A 21722-nucleotide genomic window follows, 5' to 3' on the forward strand; every position below is an offset into this window, starting at 1 on the left:
TATAAAAATAAAACATGAAAAATTTGAAATATAGCTTAGTCCTACTATTGGTTTGTATGAGCCAAATTACACTAGCACAAACAAAGAAGCCTGTTGAATCTTTTAATATGGTTATTATAAGGCCACATATTGAAACCACATTTGTTCAAGGAGATGAAGAATCTGTAACCATTATAGAAAATACAGAATCAGATGACAAGATAAATATTGAAGTGAATAAAAACACACTTCGCATTTATTTAGACGATGCTAAAGAAACCACAAAGCAAGAAAAAGTTGTTATCGATGGTGTTGAGCGCAAAGTGCCAATCTATAAAGGGAAAGTACTGACGATTCGTGTAACTTATAAAAGCATTGAAACGCTATCTGTTAGAGGTGAGCAACGTACTTTAATTGAGAATTTAATTGAAGCGAAAAAGTTCAAACTTTATATTTATGGAGAATCTCAAGTGACCTTTAATCATGTGAATTTTGACACATTTAACGTGGATATTTACGGAGAAAGTGAATTGGTAATTAAAAAAGGAACTACGGTTAAGCAGAATATTACAGCCTATGGAGCAGGAATCATCAATCTTGTAGATGTGGATAATAAATCGTCTAAACTTAAAGCCTATGGAGAAGCGGTATTTAAAATTCAAGCTTCAAAAAGTATCAAATTTACAGCTTATGGAGAAGCGACATTACGATATAAAGGCGATGCTGAGGTCAATAAAGGATTGAGTTTTGGCGATTATGAAATTAGACGAATAGATTAAGTTATAAATAGTAGAAACAATATTATATTTTCCTAAAAATAGTCTTAGTTAGATTGTCCCCTTGAGGGGACTTTAGGGGTGTTTTTTTAGAGAGAATTATAATAAAAAAAACAAAGAATACAATAGTTAACACATTAGTCAAAATGAAAAACACACTATTAAGTCTAAACGAAGCCACCAAAACCGTAAATTCAGCGCGCCATAAAGTCACGCTATTAGATAATATCAATTTGAATGTAGAGGAGGGCGAATTCATCTCACTTATGGGACCATCGGGTTCTGGGAAATCTACCTTGTTGAATTGCATTGGCATGTTAGATCATTTCACAGATGGAGGCTATACCTTTTTAGGAGAGCCTGTGCATAGCATGAAAGAAAAGAACAGATCCAAATTGTATAAAGAATACATCGGATTTGTATTTCAGGCGTATCATCTTATTGATGAACTCACCGTTTACGAAAATATTGAAACCCCTTTGCTTTATAAAAATGTAAAATCTTCTGAACGTAAAGCCATGGTGGCTGATATGTTAGATCGTTTTAATATTGTTGGTAAAAAAGATTTATTCCCTATGCAATTAAGTGGAGGGCAACAGCAATTAGTGGGTATTGCCAGAGCATTAATAGGAACACCTAAATTAATTTTAGCGGATGAACCCACAGGGAATCTAAACTCAAAACAAAGCGGCGACATTATGGAACTCTTTGCACAGTTAAATAAAGAAGGAGTCACCATAATTCAAGCCACACATTCAGAAAGTAATGCCGCTTATGGCTCTCGAATTATTAATCTGCTAGACGGAGAAATAGTCTAATTATCATAAACAAAAAGGCATTTCGATAACGTTGCGTCACTTCGAGTGAAATTTTCGCTTTTCAGAAAATTTTGTATCGAGAAGTAATATGTAGATGTAAGATTCTCGATACATTTCTCGCTCACTCGAAACACTCGAATTGACGATGCTGTAGGATTAATTGTTCGACACCTAAATAATTAAAAGAAACAAATCATGATACATAAACTTGTAATACTAATCATCATTGTACTGATGAGCTGGGCTGGTTTTGCTCAAAATGAAGTAAATGAAAGTTATACTTTAGACGAATGCATTGCAGTCGCTTTAGAGCATAATCTCGATTTAAAATCTACGAATTTACAAGCCAATTCAGCAAAAGTAAATTACCAACAGTCTAAAGCTAATTTGCTGCCAAGTCTTAATGGAAACTTTAGTTTGGGTGTTAATGACGGAAGAAGTATCGATCCATTTACCAACGCTTATATCAATCAAGAATTAACCTTTTCAAACTTAGGATTGAGTTTAGATATGACAATCTTCAATGGCTTTCGATTATTAAATTCGGCCAAACAAGAGCGATTGAATAAAAAGGCGTCTGAGTTAGAAATTGAAGCCGCGCAACAAGATTTAATATTAAATGTAACCTTAGCATATCTTCAAGTTTTAAATGCTAGAGATGTTTTAGAATTAACTAAAGCAAGGTTAGAAACAACGAAACAACAACTTAAAATTCAACAAGATTTTTACGATAACGAATCTGGAAATCCAGCAGATTATGCAGATATTTTAGGACAAGTGGCAAGTGATGAAACTAGTGTTTTGTCTTCTGAAAGTAGCTTAAATAATGCCAAACTGAACTTAGCACAATTAATGAATTTAAAAGAAAACGTCAATCTAGTGACAGATGGATTAATCCTAGATTTTGAAAAATACAATTTAAGTTCGGATGCCGTTTTTGAAGAGGCTATTCAAAATTTAGCCACATTTAAAGCTAAGGAATTACGTATTGAAGCTGCTAAAAAAGGTGTCAGTGTTGCAAAGTCTCAATTCACACCCGAAATTTCGCTTTTTGGTGGTGTCAATACCAATTACTCTAGTGCAGCAGAACTGTTTACAGCAACAGGGACAAATATTGTGGCAACTGGTGATTTCGTTACGGTTGATGGTCAAGACTTACCAATTATGACAGAGCAAACCAACTTTACATCAAAAGCTATAAGTTACAAAGATCAATTAGATAATAACTTAAATACTGTGGTTGGTGTTGCAGTTAATGTGCCATTGTTTAATGGATTTAGAGCAAAAAACAATGTCGCTTTAGAAAAAATTAGAGTAGAGGAGTCCATCCTAGAATTAGAGCGTACACATGTAGATATTAAAAATGCCATTGCTCAGGTTTATTTTGATATGGAAGCCGTTTATAACCGTCATCAAAGTTTAGAAAAACAAGTAGAGGCTTATCAGGAATCTTATCGTATTAATGATATCCGATTTAAAAATGGAGTGTCTAATTTCTTAAATTATATTACCAGTAAGAACAATTTAGATAATGCCAAAGTGAACCTCGCCAATGCTAAATACGAATATTTGTTACGTGTAAAAGTTTTAGATTATTACAGAGGAGTTGTTAATTAATTCCATTCTAAATCACTTCGTTCTTGCCAATAGTCTTGAGGATCTACAGTAAGCGATTTTAGCTTTTCTATATCGTCTGCTTCTAGTTTTAAATTAAAAGCTTTCAAATTTTGTTGAAGCTGATTCGTGTTCGTCGCACCACTTAAGATGAGAGTAGGTTCTAAACTATCCATAATAAAACGAATGGCTATAGCATCTGCGTTAACGTTGTATTTCTTGGAGAGTTCATCAAGATAGTCATAAGCAGATTTATAAGCAGGAAACTTATCGTTCTTAAAAATTCTACCGTTAGCTAAAGCTTCTTTGATAATAATAGTTTTTCCTTTTACTAATAATCGCTTTAAAATTTCAAACGTAGATTGTTCAAAAATATTGAAGGTGACTTGATAGCTATCAAATAAATCTTTACCGTCAAAAGATACTTTTAGAGCTTCTTCTATGATTTTTACTTGTTCAGTTCCGCTAGATGAAATTCCGATTTTAAGTTGATGCTCTTGTTTTAAGTCGTTTAATCTAGAGAGTACAACATCATTGGTTAAAACACCACTATCTAATGTTGCAGAATGAATTTGATAGATTTTTAAATTAGGCAATAAAGCTTTTGAAACCTCCCATTGTGCATTCAATTTTTCTATAGAATGTTCTTTAATTTCATGCTTACCTGAAAATCCAACTTCCCAATTCGCAACGTACGTATACCCAAATTTAGTCGAGAGATTAGCGTCTTTATGATTTCTAGAGTCATTCCAATCTTGTAAAAATTGTTCACCTAATCCATAAGAAGGGGCCACATCAAAATCCCGAACTCCTAAGGCATAGCTCTCATCTAAAACCTTTAATGCATTTGCCTTAAAGCCTTCAATAGACTTATCAATGTTTTGCTCTGGTCTTATGTTTATATAATCTGGTCGGCCTAAAGCGGCTAAACCTAATCCAATTTTTGTAGTGCTCATCTGTTAATTATTCTGATGTCGATTGTAATGTTTTGGGAATATAGTCTGTATCAATATAATTTAAAAAACTCTTTAATAAGAGCCTCAATTTAGGATTTATAAAGCGTTCGCAGAAAGGTTTTTCAGGATTTTTTTGATAGTAATTCTGAATGGCTTCATGAGATGCTTTAAATTCGGAAAACGGATAAACTTTAGTTATTAGTTGGTTTCCGAACTTTGGTTGAAATGCTTGTAATAGGGTTTTAGCTTCAATTTTCTGACTCTCTGAAAAATAATAGATGGCAGAACGGTACTTGTCTCGCATAGAATGCGTAGATGTACTTTTGTGTGTACGTAAATGAATTTCAATTAAAACCTGAAGTGAAATAATATCAGAATTATAATGTAAAATAACAGCTTCAGAAAAGGAGCTATTTTCTTTGGTAGAAGCAATAAAACCTTGTTCTACATTACAGACTCCTTTCAAAGATTGAAATACAGCTTCGGTACACCAATGGCAACCACCTCCAAATGCTATTTTAGTTGGTTGATCCATTTTATTAATTCTGTGTCCGATGGGGTTCGTAATTTTTTAGTTCCTAAAGTGAGGGTTGGAAAATTAAGTTTTTTATTGGTGTATAAGTTCCTTAATTCTTCATTATAATCTTCATTGATGTCTACATCTAAAAATGAATATGGTAAACCTCTTTCATTTAAAATCTTTATATAATGTTGGGTTTTATGGCATCGTGATGTGCCGTATAATTTGATTTTTAAAATAGAAGACATGTGCTAGTCTTGTTCTTTCCTTCGATAAAAAAAAGCAACTCTCAATAGAAAGTTGCTCTTAAATATTTGTTTGTTATTTCAACTTATCTGAATGCAATTTTCTGAGCTTCGCTAATTTGGGATCTATGACAAAACTACAATAGCCATATTCTGGATTGTTTTCATAAAAATCTTGATGCTCTTGTTCTGCTTCATAAAAAACAGGAGCAGCGGTTAATTCAGTTACAATAGGTTGCTCGTAATAAGGCTTCATCTCTTTAAGTACAAGATTAGCAATGTCTTTTTGTCTGTCATCATGATAATAAATTACAGAACGGTATTGTGTACCACGATCGGCTCCTTGTCTATTCAGCGTTGTAGGGTCGTGGGTGGTCATAAAAATGATAAGAATATCCTTGTAGCTAATCACATTAGCATCAAAAGTAATTTGTACCACTTCGGCATGACCTGTTAAACCAGAACAAATTTCTCTATATGTTGGTCGTCCAGGAACAGTTCCGCCAGCATATCCAGATATCACTTCTTCTACACCTTTTACTTCCTGAAAAACAGCTTCTGTACACCAGAAACAGCCTCCGCCTAGGGTTGCTATTTGTAAATTTTTAGTGGTCATTAGGCAATTTCCTTATCTAAAATCATGGCTTCTGAATTCACGCAATAACGCAAGCCGCTTGGTTCGGGTCCATCTGGGAATACATGTCCTAAATGACCATCGCAGGTGTTACACATCACTTCTACACGCACCATTCCAAAAGCCGTGTCTTTTTCGTACTTAATGGCGTTTTCTTTTATAGGTTGCGTAAAGCTTGGCCAACCTGTGCCTGAGCTAAATTTTATGGTAGAATCGAACAACGGAGTGTTACAACAAACACAATTGTACTTGCCTTCGTCATAAGCTGTACAGAGTTCACCAGTATGCGCACGCTCTGTGCCTTTTTGTCTCGTAATTCGGAATTGCTCAGGAGTTAATTGAGCCCTCCATTCTGCTTCTGTTTTTTCAACTCTTTTATCTGGAGTTGGATTTCCATTTACGGAAAAGTTGATGACTTCCTTCCAAGTTAGCATAGTTAATGTTCCTTTCTTATTTATAATTGATTTGTCTATCTGTTTTCAAGATAAAGATAGTCGAAATGTTTTTTAATTTCTTACAGTTATAAAATTATAAGTGTATTACCTAGGTGTCCTTTTAAATTTAAGTCTTATTGCTAATTATTCACGTTAAGTTTTTCTTAAATACTCCGAAAATATTAGGTTTCATTCTTTATTCTGTCTTAGAAATAATAGTTTTGCAGCTTAAATAAATGAAAACAAGAAGTATGAGTATAGTAAAAGAGAATGACACAGTAAAAGTACATTACACAGGAAAATTAAAAAACGGACAAGTTTTTGATAGTTCTCTAGAGCGTGAGCCATTAGAGTTCACATTAGGGCAGGGTATGTTAATTCCTGGTTTTGAAAGTGCTGTCATTGCTATGAAAGTGAACGATAAAAAAACAGTAGATATTCCTGTGGCTGAAGCCTATGGTGAAGTAAGACAAGAATTATTTCATAAAGTTGAAAAATCACAACTTCCAGAAGATATGAAACCAGAAGTGGGGTTAGGTTTGGTGTCAAAAGACGCACAAGGTAATGAGCATCCATTTAGAATAGCAGAGGTTAATGAAGATCATATCATTGTAGATGGAAATCATCCATTAGCAGGACAAGAATTAACATTTGATCTTGAATTAGTAGAGATTAAATAAGAATGTTTTACTTAGAAAACTAAAAAGACCTGTGAAGCATTTTTCACAGGTCTTTTCGTTTTTTAATAATTGGAAGTTAAAAAAATCGAGTATAGTTATAACTTATTTAAACGCAGGAATAACTAGAAAAGGGACGATGCAATGAAATCCAATTTTATTGATGACCGGTTCTTTTGTGATATTCTCGATAAAGCTATGCTTGTAATTAACCATCACAAGAATATCAATATTAAATTCCTTAATAAAATCGTTAATAGCTTGTTCTTTAGTTTCAAAATCTGGCATCCAATGCACGCTAGTTTGGTAATCTTCTAAATACGCTTTTAGCATGGCTAAATTATAGTTTTGCTTATCACTCAAAGTCTTACTTTCATTGATGTGAACAATTCGTATTCTAGAATTATATAATTTAGTTAATTGCTTTAATGGTAAGAGTTCTTCACCATAGAATCTATTAAAATCTGTTGGAAATGCAATTTGTTCTGGTTTTACAAATGGATGTTCATTTGGTACGACTAAAACAGGACACAATCTTATTTTCTGAATAATGTTTACGGTATTACTTCCATAGAAAAATTCTTTGGCTCCTGTAGCACCTTTGGTACCCATGATTACAAGATTTATTTTATGATCTTTAATCGCCTTTTTAATGGTTGGTAATAAGGATTCTGTACTATGAATACTTTCAAATTTATGATTGGTTTCGCTATTCTCCGTCTTTAATTGCGTTTTTATTTCTTCTAAGCGATTTTTTGATTCTTCTTTTAGCTGATCTAGATAAGTTGAGGTGATATAGGTTCTAGAACCTGTATCGGTAAATGCCCAAGTATGTAAAAGATAGAAGGTACACGTTTGGTTTTTGTATAGGTTAAGCGCATAGTCTATTGCACTCATAGCATTCTCAGAATAGTCTGTAGGTAATAATATATGTTGTCTCATTTTGTATTTAATTTTTAAAAAATAGGTTGTTGTTTCTATCGTCTAAAAAGCGGTATATCAGCCTAAACAAGGAATCACTAAAAACGGAATCGTTGGGTGAAATCCTAGGTTTTTTATCACGGGTTCTTTTACAATATTTTCTATGAAACTGTGTTTGTAATTAATCATTACTAAAATATTAATATCATATTCTTCAATAAAATCTCTAATAACTTTATCCTTTTTGCTATCTCCAGGTACCCAATGGAAACTATGTGGATAATCTTTTAAAGCTATTTTTAATTGTTCTAAATGATAATCTTGAGACTCAGAGAGCTCATCTTTTTTATTAATATGAACAATTTTAATTTTAGAATTATGAAGTTTAGCTAGTTCTTGTAAAGCGGTAATCTCATCACCATAAAAACGACTAAAGTCTGTCGGGAATGCGATTTTATCGGGGTTTACATAATCAAATTTATCAGGAACAACTAAAATAGGACATTTCTTTACCTTTTTAATAAGGTTAACGGTATTGCTTCCAAAAACAATTTCTGTCCCTTTTGTCGCGCCTTTAGTACCCATAATAATGAGGTCTATTTTGCTTTTTTCTATTTCAACATCCATTGCATCGATAAGCTCAAGAGAACTTAAAACGGTTTCAAAATGATGCTCAGGGTTGGTGCTAATCTCTTTTGCTGCCGCTTTTAATTTATCGAGATCCTTTGAGGCTTGCTCTGCCATTACACGTGAAAGTTTACTAGACATGCTAGACATGGCAGAAACCTTCATGTCTATTGAATGTATAAAGTAAAAGGTACAGGGCTCTTTGGCATATAATTTAAGAGCATATACTGCAGCACTCCAAGCATTATCTGAGAAATCTGTAGGTAATAGAATAGTCCTTTTCATATAATTTTTTTTAAAATAATGGGTTTATGTTAGTTGGTGTCATACACTAATGTTTGTTAATTTCGATTGGTATTTTGCATGGCTAATAATGGTATTTCTAAGCCAATGCTCACTTTGTCTATTGTAGAAGCAAATAACATATCTTCTAAAAATGAATGTTGTGTGTTTACCATAGTGATGAGATCAATATGGTTATCCTTAATATGGTTTTTAATAGTATCAGCGACTTTTTTACTGTTTTTAATACTAAAATGAACCTTATTGTCACGTAATACATCTTTTATAAAACTCTGATTATCTTCTTGTCTCATAGATAATTTTTGAATTGTTGAAATGTAAATGACTTCAATATCACTGCGGTAAGATTTAGCTAAAACCGACAATAGTTTTAACTCACGTCTTTTATAAGGAATAAGGTAATTTGTTGGAAATAAAATATGTTTTGGTTGTGCGTTAGTATAATTTGAGGGAATTGCTAAAACTGGACAATCCACATATTTTAAAACCTGAAATGTTTGACTTCCAAACACAACGTTATTATCGTTAGACTTGCCTTTAGTTCCCATTACAATTAAGTCTATATTGTATGTGTTTGCAATAGCATTGGCTTCTTCTACAAGCGTACTGTTTGCTGAGATAGTTTGATAGGTATATCTCGGGTTTGGAGCAATAGTATTTACGTTTTCTAAAAGATGATCTAGATTGGTTTGAGATTCTGTTTTTACTTGGTCTAACACATCATCAAAAACGTCACGAGATACCAAATCATTATGATCGTAAAATTCATTGCGGTAAGCGTGCATAAAATAGAATTGTACTTTCTGATATTTAAAAAACTCTAATGCATACTTAATCGCATTCATTGAATTTTCAGAAAAATCCGTGGGTAAAAGTATGGATAGCATAAGTTTCGTTTTTGTGAAGTATAAAATTACTTAAGATTTTCTTCAAAAACTATGATAATTGTCAGAGTAATAATAAAGATTAATCTCTAAAACGTTGATGTAATTTGGTTTTTTTGCAGTTTTATTAGGGCTTGTGGCTGTTGTTAGGAGCTCCATAAGCTTGTAAATATTAACATGTTTATAAATAAAATGTTTCATATTGGACTAGGTTAAATAAATTTTAGAATGTATGCTACTTAATAACATGTGTTTTTGTAAGCTAGTTATTGCAAATAAAAATGTCAAATTGACATTTTATTTGATGAAAAAATGACAATCATTCTGAATATTTGACGCTAATAATCTGCGCTTTAATAGTGGTTTTTAGTAAAAAATGACAGTATTCTGTTTTGGTATTTTTTTTGTTTAAATACGATTGAAGTCAGTGAAGATTTCAAATTTGAAATAATGTTTAATTTAAAATTTTGTAATTATGAGCAATTTAGTAAGTGTTCCTAAAAACGGAAGTTTAACAAACACAAATTCAAATGTAAACTTCCCAACGTGGTCTAATTGGTTAGATGATTTGTTTAACAGAGACCTGCCTTCAGTATTCACTTCAAATTTTAATACTGGACTGACATTACCAAAAGTAAATATTAAAGAAACGGCTGATGCCTATATGGTAGAAATGGCGGTGCCAGGTTTAAAAAAGTCTGATTTCCAAATAGACATTGAGAATCAAGTGTTATCAATTTCTACCGAAACTAAAGAAGAAAGCGAACAAAAAGGTGAAAACTATACACGTAGAGAGTTTGGTTATGCATCGTTTAAAAGAACCTTTAGTTTACCTGAAACGGTAGAAGAAGAGAAAATAGAAGCTAATTATAGGGACGGCATTCTAAGTATTCACTTGCCTAAAAAAGAAGAGGCGAAACAAAAACCGCCACGAACTATTAAAATTTCATAACTGCATTTAAATAGTGTAGTTAAGTGTTAAAGATGAGGCTAATAACATAGCCTCATCTTTAACACTCCTATTATAATTGTAAGGAGAGTAAAAGAAGTTTAATTTTAAAATTTAACATAATGAAAAAGCATATTTTATTATTACTGACTGTTCTTTTAAGTGTGAGTTGTAGTGGACAAAAAGATGACTCCAAAAAGGTAGAAATAAAAGAGAGCGAAAAACAAATTGTAAAAGAACCTAAAGGTAGTTGGAAAGTCGATAAAGAATTTGATGAAAACGGGAATTTAATTCGCTATGATAGTATTTATTCGTGGTCTTCTATGGATCATTTAGATGATCTTTCAATGGAGGAAAAGGACAGTTTAATGCAAGCGTTTAAATCGCGATTCTTTACAGATTTTTCGCATTTTGAAGATGAAGGCTTTCAATCATTGTTTTCTGAAGATTCCCTTTTTAGTAAACAGTTCTTTAATGATGATTTTTTTGGAAGTGATTTTGGAAAAGATTTTATGGATATTGATAAAATAAGACAGCAAATGCTTGAGAGACAAAAGAAATTTTTAGAAAAATATCAGACAAAATTTATTGCACCTGAAGAAGATGATCGTTAAGGAGAAATCAGAAATCCTTACTTTTTCGCATTGAACAAGACACAAATCGATTCGATTCGTTGTGGTGTTTAATGCCTTTTTTTTTTGATGTAAAATTAGTAGAGTATTACGTTCATGTGTTATTGAAGTCTGTTTTTATTTGGCTATTGAAACAATTTCAAACACCCAATGGTTATCACGTTTAAACTTTCTGCTAAAATTGGGGGATTTTATTCCAGTGTAAACCATTCCTGCAGCAGGTATCGTTAATAGAAAAGCTGATGTATCTACGAGTACTCCAACTAAAACGGCAACTCCAGTCGCAATGGCACCAATATAAATAAAAGCAACACTGGTAACAATAGAAACAAGTAGTGGATGACGTTTGATTTCACCAATTTCTGATAATTTATATTGCTGGTTGTTTATTATAATGGTATTTTCTTCTAGTTGGAAACGACCCGATATTTTTTGACCATCTAAGGTTTTAATTTTTATCCTTTTGTTTTCTTTTATGGTGATTTCTTTTTTAGAAACCTCATTTGTGATTCTTAGCGCTTGATCTTGGCTAAATAGACTATTGGCAATTAGTAGGCTAAACATCAAAAGGATTAATTTCTTCATGTCAATTGATTAAAGGATTCAAGAGGTCTTAACATTTGTTCTAAATATTTAAAGGGCTTAAGAACTGTGTTGTAAATATCTAATTTAACAAATCTCTCCCAAAGGCTTGCAAGGTTAATTTTAAATGAGTTTATAAAATGGAGGGAAGTCATCAACGTTAATTCAATTGTCAACTATGTAAAAAAAAATAAAACCCTGTAAATAAGGTGTTTACAGGGTTTATTGTGGAGTCGGAGAGAATCGAACTCTCGTCCAAACAAGTAACCAAAAGGCTTTCTACACGTTTATTCTTTTCTTGGGTTTTCGACTAAAAGCTGGTTAAAGACAACCCACTTTTAGCTTAGCTTCTTAATCTTGAAAAGGCATCAAAGCACTACCTAATCTTAGTCAATTTTTACGATGCCTCAAACAGAAACGCCACTGACTAGGGCTTTTCGGAGACATTTAGCCTTCCTACCTAGTAGGAATGAGCACGAAATCTTACTATAATTCAGATTATGCAGCTAAAGCGTAGTTATTCTCGCCGTTTAAAATTTGGTCTAGCCTTTTAGGTGTTTCAATGCCATTACACCACGTGCTTACCATCTAATTAATCTCGCTGTCAAAACCAGTCGACCCCAATTTAAATGATATATGTTTTGGCGTTACCTTTTCAGGTCGGGCTGTCCGCTATATCTTTTGCTCAAAAAGCAAAAGGATGCCGCTTCCATCCCTAACGCGCTAATCCAAGAAACAATTTAGTATTTCAAGGGTTGCAAAATTACTAAAAATACTAATGCAAAAGCTATACCAATCTTGTTTTATATGTATTTGCAGAAATAGTGTCAGTACAAGTTTTTGAAGATGACCTAATAAAACAAAATAGTATATTAGGTCTTAAAGGAGATTTAACATCAAAAGACCCACTAATTTCATTACGTTTACAGTGCTAAATACTATGGCTAATTTGGTATTGTAAATAGGGCATAGAATTTAAAAATACCGTTGTTTTAAAGTTTATTTTTGTCGACTTCAATTTACTAATTCTATAACACATGACAAAACCAAGAATAGCACTTGCGATTGGCATTATTTGTATTTCAATATTCCCAATATTGGTCAAGTTAAATTTAACTCCAGGACTTGTTTCAGCATTTTACAGAATGGCCATAGCCTCTGTATTTATTGTGCCTTACATTCTTATAACAAAACAGTTTAAGGTAACGTCTAAAAAAGCATTAGGGTTTTCTGTGATTTGTGGTGTTGTATTTGGTTTAGATGTTGGTGTTTGGAATATTGCGATTCAACAATCTACGGCAACACAAGCGACATTACTAACTAACTTATCTCCTGTTTGGGTGGGTGTTGGAGCGTTTTTATTTCTTAAAGATAAACCGAAACAGAATTTTTGGTTGGGTACCGTTATAGCCATCATAGGTATGGTCCTTTTGGTTGGGTTTGATTTGTTTCTCAATTTTGATTTTAATATCGCTTTTGTTTTTGGTGTTTTATCCGGAATGCTCTACGCTGTTTATATGTTGTTGAGTAAGACGGTTTTAAGGGAAATGGAGGTCATGACCTTTATGATGATTAGCCTATTATCTTCTACTATAGCCTTAGGTGTACTTAGTTATGTCTTTAATGAACCGTTTACAGGATTTTCAGATGCAGGATGGTTGGTGTTAGTGGTTCAAGGGGTGGTGTGTCAGCTTTTAGCGTGGTTACTTATCAGTTTTGCAACAAAGCATATGCGAGCGACAAGAGTTTCTGTGAGTTTGTTAGGACAAGCCGTATTGGCTTCTATTTTAGCTTGGTGGCTTCTCGATGAACAAGTGTCCTTACAAATGGTGATTGGAGGTATTGTATTACTCTTTGGAATTAGACTTACATTTTATGAAAAAGCGTTGCTTAAAGCTAAAGCTTAACTGTATTAGTTGTGGTTTTATTTATAGCGATAGTTCTGTAAATAAGTTATTTGAACAGCGTTTGTAAAAAAAAGTAATAATTAAAGTACCGTAAACCAGAAGCCTATAATATATGATGAATACTGTTGCGGACCTTAAAGCTTATAAATATTTTTAACCAAAGAATGTTTGCGAAAACATGCAAATCCGCTTATTTTCGTGAAAATATTTTCAAAATTAAATGCCGGAATTATTGAATTTCTTTGAGTCCATTTAAAGAAATTAATAATGTATTTGTAATATAAATACTGGGCAATATTTAATGTAGAACTATCTCAATTTTAAAATTTATCTATGACATTTGCCATCATAAAAGAACGTAAAAATCCACCAGACAGACGGGTGGTATTTTCACCAGAACATTTAGCAGAAGCTCGAGTTCAATTTCGAAATGCTAAGTTTATTGTAGAATCTTCTGATATTAGAATTTTCCCTGATGAATCTTATCTAAAATTAGGTTTTGAAGTGTTAGATGATGTATCGCATGCCGATGTAATGATTGGAGTTAAAGAAGTGCCTATTGAACATTTAATTCCAAATAAAAAATATTTCTACTTCTCACATACGATTAAAAAACAACCTTATAACAGAACGCTCTTAAAGGCTATGTTAGAGAAAAATATAGAAATGTTTGACCATGAAACTATTGTTAAAAAGAGTGGTGCAAGGCTTATTGGATTTGGACGTTTTGCGGGTTTAGTTGGTGCTTACAATGGGTTTAGAGCGCTAGGCTTAAGAGATGGATTATTTGAATTGCCTAAAGTAGAAACCCTTGCTGATTTAGATGCTGTAAAAGCGGAATTGGATAAAATTACAATCCCTAATATTAAAATTGTATTAACAGGGACAGGTAAAGTGGCCTATGGTGCTAAAGAAATCTTAGATCATTTAGGGATTAAACAAATTAGTGATGCGTTGTATTTAACTTCACAGTTTACGGAGCCCGTTTATGTTATGGCTGATGTTATGGAATACGCTAAACGAGAAGATGGCAAAGTAGGGGATAAGTATGAGTTTTATAAAGATCCGTCGGGTTATGTCAGTAACTTTATGCCATACGCTAAGGAGTCTGATTATTTTATTGCAGGTCACTTTTACGGTAATAATGCACCTTATTTGTTTACAAGAGAAAATGCTAAACACCCTGATTTTAAAATTAATTTGATTGCCGATATTTCTTGTGATATTGACGGTCCTGTGGCAAGCACACTTAGAGCGTCAACTATTGAAGATCCTTTTTATGGTTACGATCCTATCAGTGAAAAAGAAGTCGCTTACGATGCTAAAGGTGCTATAACAGTTATGGCTGTAGATAACTTGCCATGTGAATTACCAAAAGATGCTAGTGAAGGTTTTGGTGAAGCATTTTTGGAACATGTATTACCTGCATTTTTTAACAATGATGAAAATGGTATTCTAAAGCGAGCAAAAATGACCGAAGACGGACAGTTAACTAAACGGTTTAGCTATTTACAAGATTATGTAGATGGGAAATAAAACACGTTTTATAACGCAAAATAGTGTTGGTTTAAATAAACATCGGAGTAATAAAAAAGAGGAAAGTCAATTAAGACTTTCCTCTTTTTAGATTGTTAACTGTCGTTTTTATTTTTTTAGAAGATCAATCATAATATCTATTTCAGTAACGATCTTTTCAGCAGAACCACTATAACCTATTGATTTAAAATTAATTCGTCCACTTGGGCCAATAATCACTTTATTAGGTATACCAGAAACGTCATAAGCATTTGCGGTTTTATATGTTCCTTTGGCTTCATCTAAAGGATCAATTAAGACATTAAAATCGTAATTATTAGCTTCTAAGAATTTAGAGACATTTTCAATTCTATTTTTTCCATTTTCAAATGTATCTATAAATAGAAATACCACGTTCTCATCGTCTTTATATTTTGTAGCGACACTTTGCATACCAGGAAAAGCAGCGATACAAGGACCACACCACGTTGCCCAAAAATCTAAAATCACAGTTTTGCCTTTTAATGACGATAATGTCACAGTTTCACCATTTAAATTCGTTAAAGTAAAATCAGGGGCCTCGTCATCTAACATAGATGCTTTTAAACGTTTTGTTTCGTTTTCTTTTACAATGTCTTCAAGTTTAGCTAACATCGCACCAGCATCTAATGTGGCATCTACTTTGGTTACTGCGTCTTTATAATAGGATTTTAGTTTTGCTGTGCTTTTACCGTCTTCAATAAATTTAGAAGCTTTTTCCATAACGGTTTTATACTGCTTATCCGCCATCAAAAATTCAATATAACGTTCGTTTAATTCGGCATTATTGCCATCTTCTACAGCCAAAGCTTGGTAGGTAATGGCTTCTTTGATTTCTCCTTTTTTAAAGGCTAATAATGCATAGGTGTCAGCATACATATTATAGGCGCTCTTTAAGCTGTTTGCATATTGTTTAGGAGTTAAATATTCTGGCTTATCTTGAGGTGCGCTTTGTTCTGCTTTTATCAGCTCTAAAGATTTTTTAGATAATGCCATAGCTGCTTCTATATCTTCACCTGTTTCAGCTTTGGGCCAAGCAATAGTATTATAAAGCGATGCTTTATCTGTTTTGCTGTTTTGAAGACTTAAATAATGTTCAAAAGCCTTCATGTCACCTTTTTTATAATTTGCCTTGGCTAAGGTTCCTAGAACATAACTTGCATAGGTTGACTCTAATAATTGGTCTTTATGTGTATTAAAAATAGTTTCTAGCGTACTGAGTTCTCTTGTTGCAGAGAAATCATTAATTACAGCTCGTAAGGCTAAATCGCTATCAGGAAATTTTTCAGCGACTATTTTGAGGATACTATCACTACGTTTAGAATCTCTTATGCCATTATAAACACTAGATAAGGTTTTGTAGTCGTCTAGTGATTCTGCTTGTTTAGTGCTAAATTCAGAAAGATACATATCACTAATGGCTTTAGCCTTTTGGACATCGACTTGTCTCGCTAAATATAGATGTCTTTCTATCCATTCTTTTTTTAATTCAGGATTTGTCTTTAAGGCCTTTTCTACGGCATTTAATGCATCTTCAACACTGCCTTCAATACCAAAATCTTTGCCATAATTAACGATGTAATTTTGTTTAGAAGCTTCTGTGTCTGCAGCTGTATTTTTATTGGTATTAACGACAGAAAAAAGGAATCCTTCTTCATTGTTGTTAGCATAATTGTCATCAACTTTAATATTAAAAGCAATAGCCGAAATACTATCTGGTACGGTAATCGTTGCTGTTTTGTTTTTAAATTCTAAATCATAAGGATATGATTTGGTATGCTTTAATTCGTAGTAAAAACTATCGTCTAATTCTCCTGTTCCATTATAAGTGATTTGGAATGGTGTGTTAGCTTCAATGGTCTTAGAAGAAAAACTAAAATCCCCAATTTCAACAGATTGAGGTGCTACTTTGTCTTCATTCTTGCAGGCAACAAAAAGGAATAAACAAAGTACGGTGTAAAATGCTATTTTTTTCATGATATAGTGTAATTTATGAAGTATAAAAATATCAAATATTTAGTTTTAAAAGACTGTTTTTCCATTTAAGTAAATTAAAGGTGTTTCATGGGATAATAATTTTTAACAGTTAGAGTTTTGTCTTCTAAGTTAACATATTGATAGATAAGGGTGTCATTCTTGTCGAACTTACCATTTGTATTAGAGTCTGATATACTTTTAAAATACAATCGTTTTAATTGTGGTATCAGTTTCCAATCGACAATTTGAGCTAAATTAGGGGTGAGTTTTTTAAAGTTGTTACCATCAATATTACTTATATATAACGTTTCAACATCTTTAGAATTTAGCTTTGCATCTTTGTTGGTATCCATATCTCTAATGGTGTACACTAGCAATTGAAGTCCGGTTTGTTGTCTTAAGTCTTCCAGAAAATGGATGGATGTGATTTCTATGATCTTATCTGTTAAAGCAGTGAGTTGTTCTGAAGTAATCTGTTGAAATTTAATATTACTAAACGTACCTTTTATAGAAAAATTAGTATAGTGTCCTACTGAATACGACGTATTATCACTTCCATTCTTATAACTTGAAAATCTAGAATTATACTCAGAAATATATCCAATTGGGTGGATTAAATAATCTGTACTATCAATGTTAATGGGTAAATCAGCAATCTCGATTTTGGAACTGTCCTTTTCGATTTGGACTTCGAATTGATTACTATGGCTTATTGTTTTTGAGTTATCCCTACAACTCATCATAAAGACAGACAGGCACATGGCTATAAAAGTTAGTTTTATCATTTTAATTTAGTTTTAGTCGATTCAAATTTTTAAACATAAAATAGCCTATGGTTAAAAACGCACCAAAGCCAAGGGTAAATAACCACGCTTCATAATGTTGAAATGGAGAAAAGACAATCGTTAAAATATCTTTAAATAAATGGTGTGGTTGGCTTATGATTTCCCAAGTGTTGTAACGAAGGAATCGTCCTAAGTAGACTCCAAATCCGCACAAAAAAAGAATAGCGATACTGATAATTTCAATAGGAAACTTTTTAAATTTAGATAAAACAAGTTGTTGCATATGGGTAATAGAGATATAAAATAACAGTAATCCACTTAAGGCAAAAGACAGCACTACCAGTACATCAAGCCATAATAAGGCATCATTTCCTATTCTAATGTGAATGAGGTCTGTAACAATATAGGGGGCGTTGGGTAAAAAAGCTAGCCAAATGATGCACCACACAGCAAGCTTAATGTGACTAAGATTTGGAGTGGTGGTTAAATACATGGTGATGGAGAAGGGTATGATGGCCAAAAACACATTCCAGATTAGAAATAGAAAGAAAAAAGAGTTGTTGAGTTTTACACGGACTAGTAATAAAATAGCACTAAATAGTAAGGCTACTGTAATTAACGATAGGGTTTTAAATCGCTTTATAAGCTCTGTTTTTATAGTTTCCATAGTTTGTTGCTTTGTAAATTTTTAAGTTTAGGGATAAGAGTCTCTGCACCCAGAATGGTGAGTATTCCTAAGGTATAGGCGAGTAAGTCTGTAATATGAAAGGTGCTACCAAAGATGAGTTTAGCTGTAAGATTAGTTTCTAAATTAAAGTAAGTTAAAAATGGTGTGAGTTGAAGAAATTCGATACCATAAGCAATTAAGAGGACGATTAAACTTGAGGCCCTCACACTCAGATTAGTGCATCCTCTAATAATTGCATATAGTAAAATTACAACGAGATAATCGCCAAAAGTGTAACGAATAAATCCTGTTTTTATAATGAAAGCAATAGCTAGTTCTACCAAGAACAAACTGTGTGCCAAGACTAAATAGTTTTTGTGAAATTTAAAGTTCATTGGATGGTGATTTTTTCTCCTAAGAATTTTGGTTGGACATTAAATAATAAATCTAAGCTGGCTTTCGTGCGTGCTAAATATTCGCGAGCTGGTGTTTTGTAAACGTCTTTGGCATTAAATGCTATAGCGTTAATGTTAAAATGTTGAGCGATATAGATAGCGCGTTCGTTATGAAATTTTTGAGAGATAATTGTTATGGAATGCTGTCCGAATATGGCTTTAGCTCTCACTATAGAATCTAGCGTTCTAAAACCTGCATAATCTAAAAATATACATTCTTCAGGGATTCCTTTTGCAATTAAATCAGTTTTGAAATCAGTGGGTTCATCATAGTCTTTTCTTCCATTATCACCACTCACCAAAATGTAATCAATCTTACCCGCTTGGTAGAGCGCCACAGTGGCTTCTATTCTGTGTTTATAAAATAGATTTAGGTTTCCGCTTGGAGCCCATTTGCTTGCACCAAGGACCAGCCCAACTTTGTTTTTCGGAATATTATTTAGGTCTGTATAATTAAGGTCATTAGCTTTATAGCTTATCCAGTGAAAGATGCTAAAAATACTTATAGTCAAACAAATTCCTGCTATTATTACACGTTTTAAGATCTTCATATTGTAATTATGTTGAGGTTTAATAAGTTGTGTTTTGGAAACATAGCAGCTCTGAAGTCTGAAATGGAAGAGGTTAGTAATTCCTGATAATCAAAATGATGAAAAGCATTTGCCGCTTGCCCTATTTTAAAAGACTTATAGTAATATTTATAATAATCTGGAAGAATTGCGACTCCAAGAATAATCGCTCCATACAAGTAAGGACTGCGTTTTCCGTTGCCATAACACAGACATTGTAGTGCAATTTCATCTTCAACTTTTATACTGTAGCCACAAAGTACGTGGTAACAATCATGACGCTCTACTTTTGGGATTAAGTCAAAATTATGCCTCTTTAGAAATTCGCCTAAATGTCGTCCAAAAGCAGGTTCTGGTAGTTTTAATAGCTCGGATTTAGTAATTTTCCATGATTCATGGTTTTTAAATAAAGTTGTGTATATGCGTTGTGAATGTTCAAACATCCAAATGATGAGTTGTTTTCGCATGTGTTTTAATATTTTAAATAGATTACTCATGGTAATTCGGGATGCTGTGGTTTTGTTGTTTTACGATTGTGGAATAGTGACTTTTGCTGTACTTTAATTTAAAGTTCCAAATTAAAAGTGCTAAAACATATGTGCTTATTGAATAATAGAGGACACTAGAAGCGTAGTTAAAAGTTATAAGTGCCGTTAATTCCAATCCAAATAGGATAATCATATAGTAGGGGAAATAGGTTTTAAAGACTAACGCTTTGTCGTTTGGGTTTTTAGAAAACCAAAACATACATGAAATACTAAGTCTTATAATGATAAACGTAAAACCTCCAATAATTAAAACCGTAAAGACGATTAATGCAGCCATCTTATTTGGTATTTAATTTAAAATTATCGTATTGTAATTCTTGCCAATTATTAGTTCTTAGCTTATAAACATATTGGTTGTATTTTGATTTTATAAGATGAATAGAGTCACGATTTAAATATTTGTTTTCTAGCTGTTCATTCAATAATAAGGTGTTGTTATTGGATAGACCAATGACATAATCATAGTCCATTGATTTTGCATAATTGAAGTTGAAATAGGTAATGTGATAATCCCAATTTATAGTACTAGAAACAATAAGAATTATAAATGCAGCTTGGGTGTTTAATCTAAATAAATACCAATTATTTTTGGCATTATTTATTTTTAAAAGTGTTGTGATTAGTCCAATTGTGGCGAGTAGAAGATAAATATTAACTCCAATGCGTTTATAGGTTAAACCAAAATTATAGATATACTGAGTATTCTTAAAAACGATACTTAAGACCAATAGGATGTTTAAAATAATCCAAGCAAAGGCTAAACGTTTTAGTGTGGTGTTTTGTTCGTAAAAATTCAGATTACCTCTAAAGACATAAAGTAGGATCATTATAGCAATAACAATAGAAGCTATAAGAGCATTGATGCCATTATGAACCTGAGCAGAATAAACAGAAGCGCTTACGTCTTGTTGTGTTGTTAAAAAGGTGATATCTGTAATTAAATACATAACGATTAAGGCATTTAAAAGCGCAATTAAGACGATGCCAAGTTGATTCTCCTGTTTTAATTTTGGAATAGAAAAGGCTTCTGTTTTGTGTAAACTATTATCGGTTTGTAAATCGATTTCAGTAGCAGCTTCTACTGCTATTGGGGCATAAATATTATTAAACAAGTAGTAGCCTAATCCAGCCATCAATACCCATTGGATATTTATAAATGCGAAATCTATTTTTTCTATTAATGCCCTAAACAGCGGATTTCCTTCTTTGTAAAGCGCAATAAAAAGGATTACAATTACGGATGGAATTAGAATAATTTTAGCCCAATGGAAATAATCTATGGCTGTTTTTTCTTCTGTTTCTTCGGGATTAGTTTTTGATTCAACTATGGCAAAGTTACGGTGAAAAAAACCAGCTATTGTTGTGTATAAACCGTTTAGCCAATTGACGTAAATAGACGATTTAGTTTCAGAGAGTACACCTATTAAAGTGAAAAAGGCTACTAGATTTGCAATTATAGAAAGTGTAGAACTATGGAAAAATATGGTAAGTCCGGTGATGAGGTACGCTATAGCGTAGGTTTGGGTTTTCTGATTCTTAAACTGAGACTTGTTATTAATAAAAAGGATGACAACCGTAAGAATACTGAATAAAAAGAGGTTAAGCCCGATAGTCTGGTTGTAGAAGAAGGTGCTAAATAAGAGGGCTGCAATGAATAAGATTAGTTGTTTCATGACGAATGATTTTAAAGTACTTTGAATTTCAAAGTG

25 protein-coding genes and 1 other RNA gene are annotated in these 21722 nt (G+C 32.6%); 8 read left to right on the forward strand and 18 right to left on the reverse strand.

What is annotated here, in order from left to right:
* Positions 1-14 precede the first annotated feature (14 nt).
* From ACXGSQ_RS08155 to ACXGSQ_RS08165, 3 genes are all read left to right on the forward strand, one after another.
* Complete coding sequence (locus ACXGSQ_RS08155) at positions 15-758, forward strand: GIN domain-containing protein (protein WP_458629116.1); 744 nt, start codon at positions 15-17, stop codon at positions 756-758.
* Between the two features lie 143 nt (positions 759-901).
* Positions 902-1573 (forward strand): ABC transporter ATP-binding protein, encoded by a 672-nt coding sequence (locus ACXGSQ_RS08160; RefSeq protein WP_458629117.1) that lies wholly within the window; start codon positions 902-904, stop codon positions 1571-1573.
* 195 nt (positions 1574-1768) lie between these two features.
* Positions 1769-3190 carry a TolC family protein gene (locus ACXGSQ_RS08165; protein ID WP_458629118.1) on the forward strand — a complete coding sequence of 474 codons (1422 nt, stop codon included), beginning with the start codon at positions 1769-1771 and terminating at the stop codon, positions 3188-3190.
* On the opposite strand, the gene ACXGSQ_RS08170 is transcribed toward ACXGSQ_RS08165, so the two are convergent.
* The 5 genes from ACXGSQ_RS08170 to msrB all read right to left on the reverse strand — a co-directional run bounded on the left by ACXGSQ_RS08170 (position 3187) and on the right by msrB (position 5976).
* A complete protein-coding gene (locus ACXGSQ_RS08170; protein ID WP_458629119.1) occupies positions 3187-4143 on the reverse strand; it encodes an aldo/keto reductase in 957 nt (318 codons plus the stop codon). The genes ACXGSQ_RS08165 and ACXGSQ_RS08170 overlap by 4 nt on opposite strands.
* Before the next feature lie 7 nt (positions 4144-4150).
* Positions 4151-4678 carry a peptide-methionine (S)-S-oxide reductase gene (locus ACXGSQ_RS08175; RefSeq protein ID WP_458629120.1) on the reverse strand — a complete coding sequence of 176 codons (528 nt, stop codon included), beginning with the start codon at positions 4676-4678 and terminating at the stop codon, positions 4151-4153.
* Positions 4657-4911 (reverse strand): glutaredoxin family protein, encoded by a 255-nt coding sequence (locus tag ACXGSQ_RS08180; RefSeq protein ID WP_458629121.1) that lies wholly within the window; start codon positions 4909-4911, stop codon positions 4657-4659. Before ACXGSQ_RS08180 ends, ACXGSQ_RS08175 begins: the two co-directional genes overlap by 22 nt.
* 73 nt (positions 4912-4984) lie before the next feature.
* Positions 4985-5524, reverse strand: coding sequence for a peptide-methionine (S)-S-oxide reductase MsrA (gene msrA, locus ACXGSQ_RS08185; RefSeq protein ID WP_458629122.1), 540 nt, complete (start codon positions 5522-5524; stop codon positions 4985-4987).
* Complete coding sequence (gene msrB, locus ACXGSQ_RS08190; protein WP_458629123.1) at positions 5524-5976, reverse strand: peptide-methionine (R)-S-oxide reductase MsrB; 453 nt, start codon at positions 5974-5976, stop codon at positions 5524-5526. The genes msrA and msrB overlap by 1 nt, the downstream gene beginning before the upstream one ends.
* A gap of 251 nt (positions 5977-6227) precedes the next feature.
* On the opposite strand from msrB, the gene ACXGSQ_RS08195 reads away from it, so the two are divergent.
* Complete coding sequence (locus tag ACXGSQ_RS08195) at positions 6228-6656, forward strand: FKBP-type peptidyl-prolyl cis-trans isomerase (protein WP_458629340.1); 429 nt, start codon at positions 6228-6230, stop codon at positions 6654-6656.
* 102 nt (positions 6657-6758) lie between these two features.
* Here the strand turns inward: ACXGSQ_RS08195 and ACXGSQ_RS08200 are convergent, their stop codons facing one another.
* The 3 genes from ACXGSQ_RS08200 to ACXGSQ_RS08210 are packed head-to-tail and all read right to left on the reverse strand — an operon-like array spanning position 6759 to position 9391.
* Complete coding sequence (locus ACXGSQ_RS08200; protein WP_458629124.1) at positions 6759-7595, reverse strand: universal stress protein; 837 nt, start codon at positions 7593-7595, stop codon at positions 6759-6761.
* A 57-nt stretch (positions 7596-7652) separates the two neighbouring features.
* Positions 7653-8486, reverse strand: a complete 834-nt coding sequence (locus ACXGSQ_RS08205; RefSeq protein WP_458629125.1) for a universal stress protein — start codon at positions 8484-8486, stop codon at positions 7653-7655.
* A gap of 56 nt (positions 8487-8542) precedes the next feature.
* Complete coding sequence (locus ACXGSQ_RS08210) at positions 8543-9391, reverse strand: universal stress protein (RefSeq protein ID WP_458629126.1); 849 nt, start codon at positions 9389-9391, stop codon at positions 8543-8545.
* 472 nt (positions 9392-9863) lie between these two features.
* Here ACXGSQ_RS08210 and ACXGSQ_RS08215 point away from each other — a divergent pair, with 472 nt between their 5' ends.
* The gene (locus tag ACXGSQ_RS08215; RefSeq protein WP_458629127.1) at positions 9864-10340 is read left to right on the forward strand and encodes an Hsp20/alpha crystallin family protein; all 477 of its coding nucleotides are present in this window, start codon (positions 9864-9866) and stop codon (positions 10338-10340) included.
* A gap of 119 nt (positions 10341-10459) precedes the next feature.
* On the forward strand, positions 10460-10951 hold the full coding sequence (locus ACXGSQ_RS08220) for a hypothetical protein (protein WP_458629128.1): 492 nt from the start codon (positions 10460-10462) through the stop codon (positions 10949-10951).
* Positions 10952-11086: 135 nt separating this feature from the next.
* Here the strand turns inward: ACXGSQ_RS08220 and ACXGSQ_RS08225 are convergent, their stop codons facing one another.
* Both ACXGSQ_RS08225 and ssrA read right to left on the reverse strand, forming a co-directional pair.
* Complete coding sequence (locus ACXGSQ_RS08225; protein WP_458629129.1) at positions 11087-11554, reverse strand: hypothetical protein; 468 nt, start codon at positions 11552-11554, stop codon at positions 11087-11089.
* 222 nt (positions 11555-11776) lie between these two features.
* Positions 11777-12173, reverse strand: a transfer-messenger RNA (tmRNA) gene (gene ssrA / locus ACXGSQ_RS08230).
* 415 nt (positions 12174-12588) lie between these two features.
* Between ssrA and ACXGSQ_RS08235 the strand changes: the two genes are divergently transcribed.
* Both ACXGSQ_RS08235 and ACXGSQ_RS08240 read left to right on the forward strand, forming a co-directional pair.
* Positions 12589-13458: a DMT family transporter gene (locus ACXGSQ_RS08235; protein WP_458629130.1), complete on the forward strand. Its 870-nt coding sequence runs from the start codon at positions 12589-12591 to the stop codon at positions 13456-13458.
* Positions 13459-13791: 333 nt separating this feature from the next.
* A complete protein-coding gene (locus ACXGSQ_RS08240) occupies positions 13792-14994 on the forward strand; it encodes an NAD(P)-dependent oxidoreductase (RefSeq protein ID WP_458629131.1) in 1203 nt (400 codons plus the stop codon).
* 108 nt (positions 14995-15102) lie between these two features.
* On the opposite strand, the gene ACXGSQ_RS08245 is transcribed toward ACXGSQ_RS08240, so the two are convergent.
* The 8 genes from ACXGSQ_RS08245 to ACXGSQ_RS08280 form a co-directional block, all read right to left on the reverse strand.
* Positions 15103-16989, reverse strand: a complete 1887-nt coding sequence (locus tag ACXGSQ_RS08245) for a redoxin domain-containing protein (RefSeq protein ID WP_458629132.1) — start codon at positions 16987-16989, stop codon at positions 15103-15105.
* 74 nt (positions 16990-17063) lie between these two features.
* Positions 17064-17774 (reverse strand): hypothetical protein, encoded by a 711-nt coding sequence (locus tag ACXGSQ_RS08250; protein ID WP_458629133.1) that lies wholly within the window; start codon positions 17772-17774, stop codon positions 17064-17066.
* Between the two features lies 1 nt (position 17775).
* The gene (locus tag ACXGSQ_RS08255; RefSeq protein WP_458629134.1) at positions 17776-18441 is read right to left on the reverse strand and encodes a DUF1361 domain-containing protein; all 666 of its coding nucleotides are present in this window, start codon (positions 18439-18441) and stop codon (positions 17776-17778) included.
* Positions 18429-18836: a ribosomal maturation YjgA family protein gene (locus ACXGSQ_RS08260; RefSeq protein ID WP_458629135.1), complete on the reverse strand. Its 408-nt coding sequence runs from the start codon at positions 18834-18836 to the stop codon at positions 18429-18431. The genes ACXGSQ_RS08255 and ACXGSQ_RS08260 overlap by 13 nt, the downstream gene beginning before the upstream one ends.
* Positions 18833-19447, reverse strand: a complete 615-nt coding sequence (locus tag ACXGSQ_RS08265) for a SanA/YdcF family protein (protein WP_458629136.1) — start codon at positions 19445-19447, stop codon at positions 18833-18835. Before ACXGSQ_RS08265 ends, ACXGSQ_RS08260 begins: the two co-directional genes overlap by 4 nt.
* Entirely contained in the window at positions 19444-19932 is a 489-nt protein-coding gene (locus ACXGSQ_RS08270) for a Coq4 family protein (RefSeq protein WP_458629137.1), read from the reverse strand. Before ACXGSQ_RS08270 ends, ACXGSQ_RS08265 begins: the two co-directional genes overlap by 4 nt.
* A gap of 22 nt (positions 19933-19954) precedes the next feature.
* Positions 19955-20290: a hypothetical protein gene (locus tag ACXGSQ_RS08275; protein WP_458629138.1), complete on the reverse strand. Its 336-nt coding sequence runs from the start codon at positions 20288-20290 to the stop codon at positions 19955-19957.
* A gap of 1 nt (position 20291) precedes the next feature.
* A complete protein-coding gene (locus ACXGSQ_RS08280; RefSeq protein WP_458629139.1) occupies positions 20292-21686 on the reverse strand; it encodes a DUF4153 domain-containing protein in 1395 nt (464 codons plus the stop codon).
* Positions 21687-21722 lie beyond the last annotated feature (36 nt).

The sequence above is a fragment of the Winogradskyella sp. PC D3.3 genome (assembly GCF_054366245.1).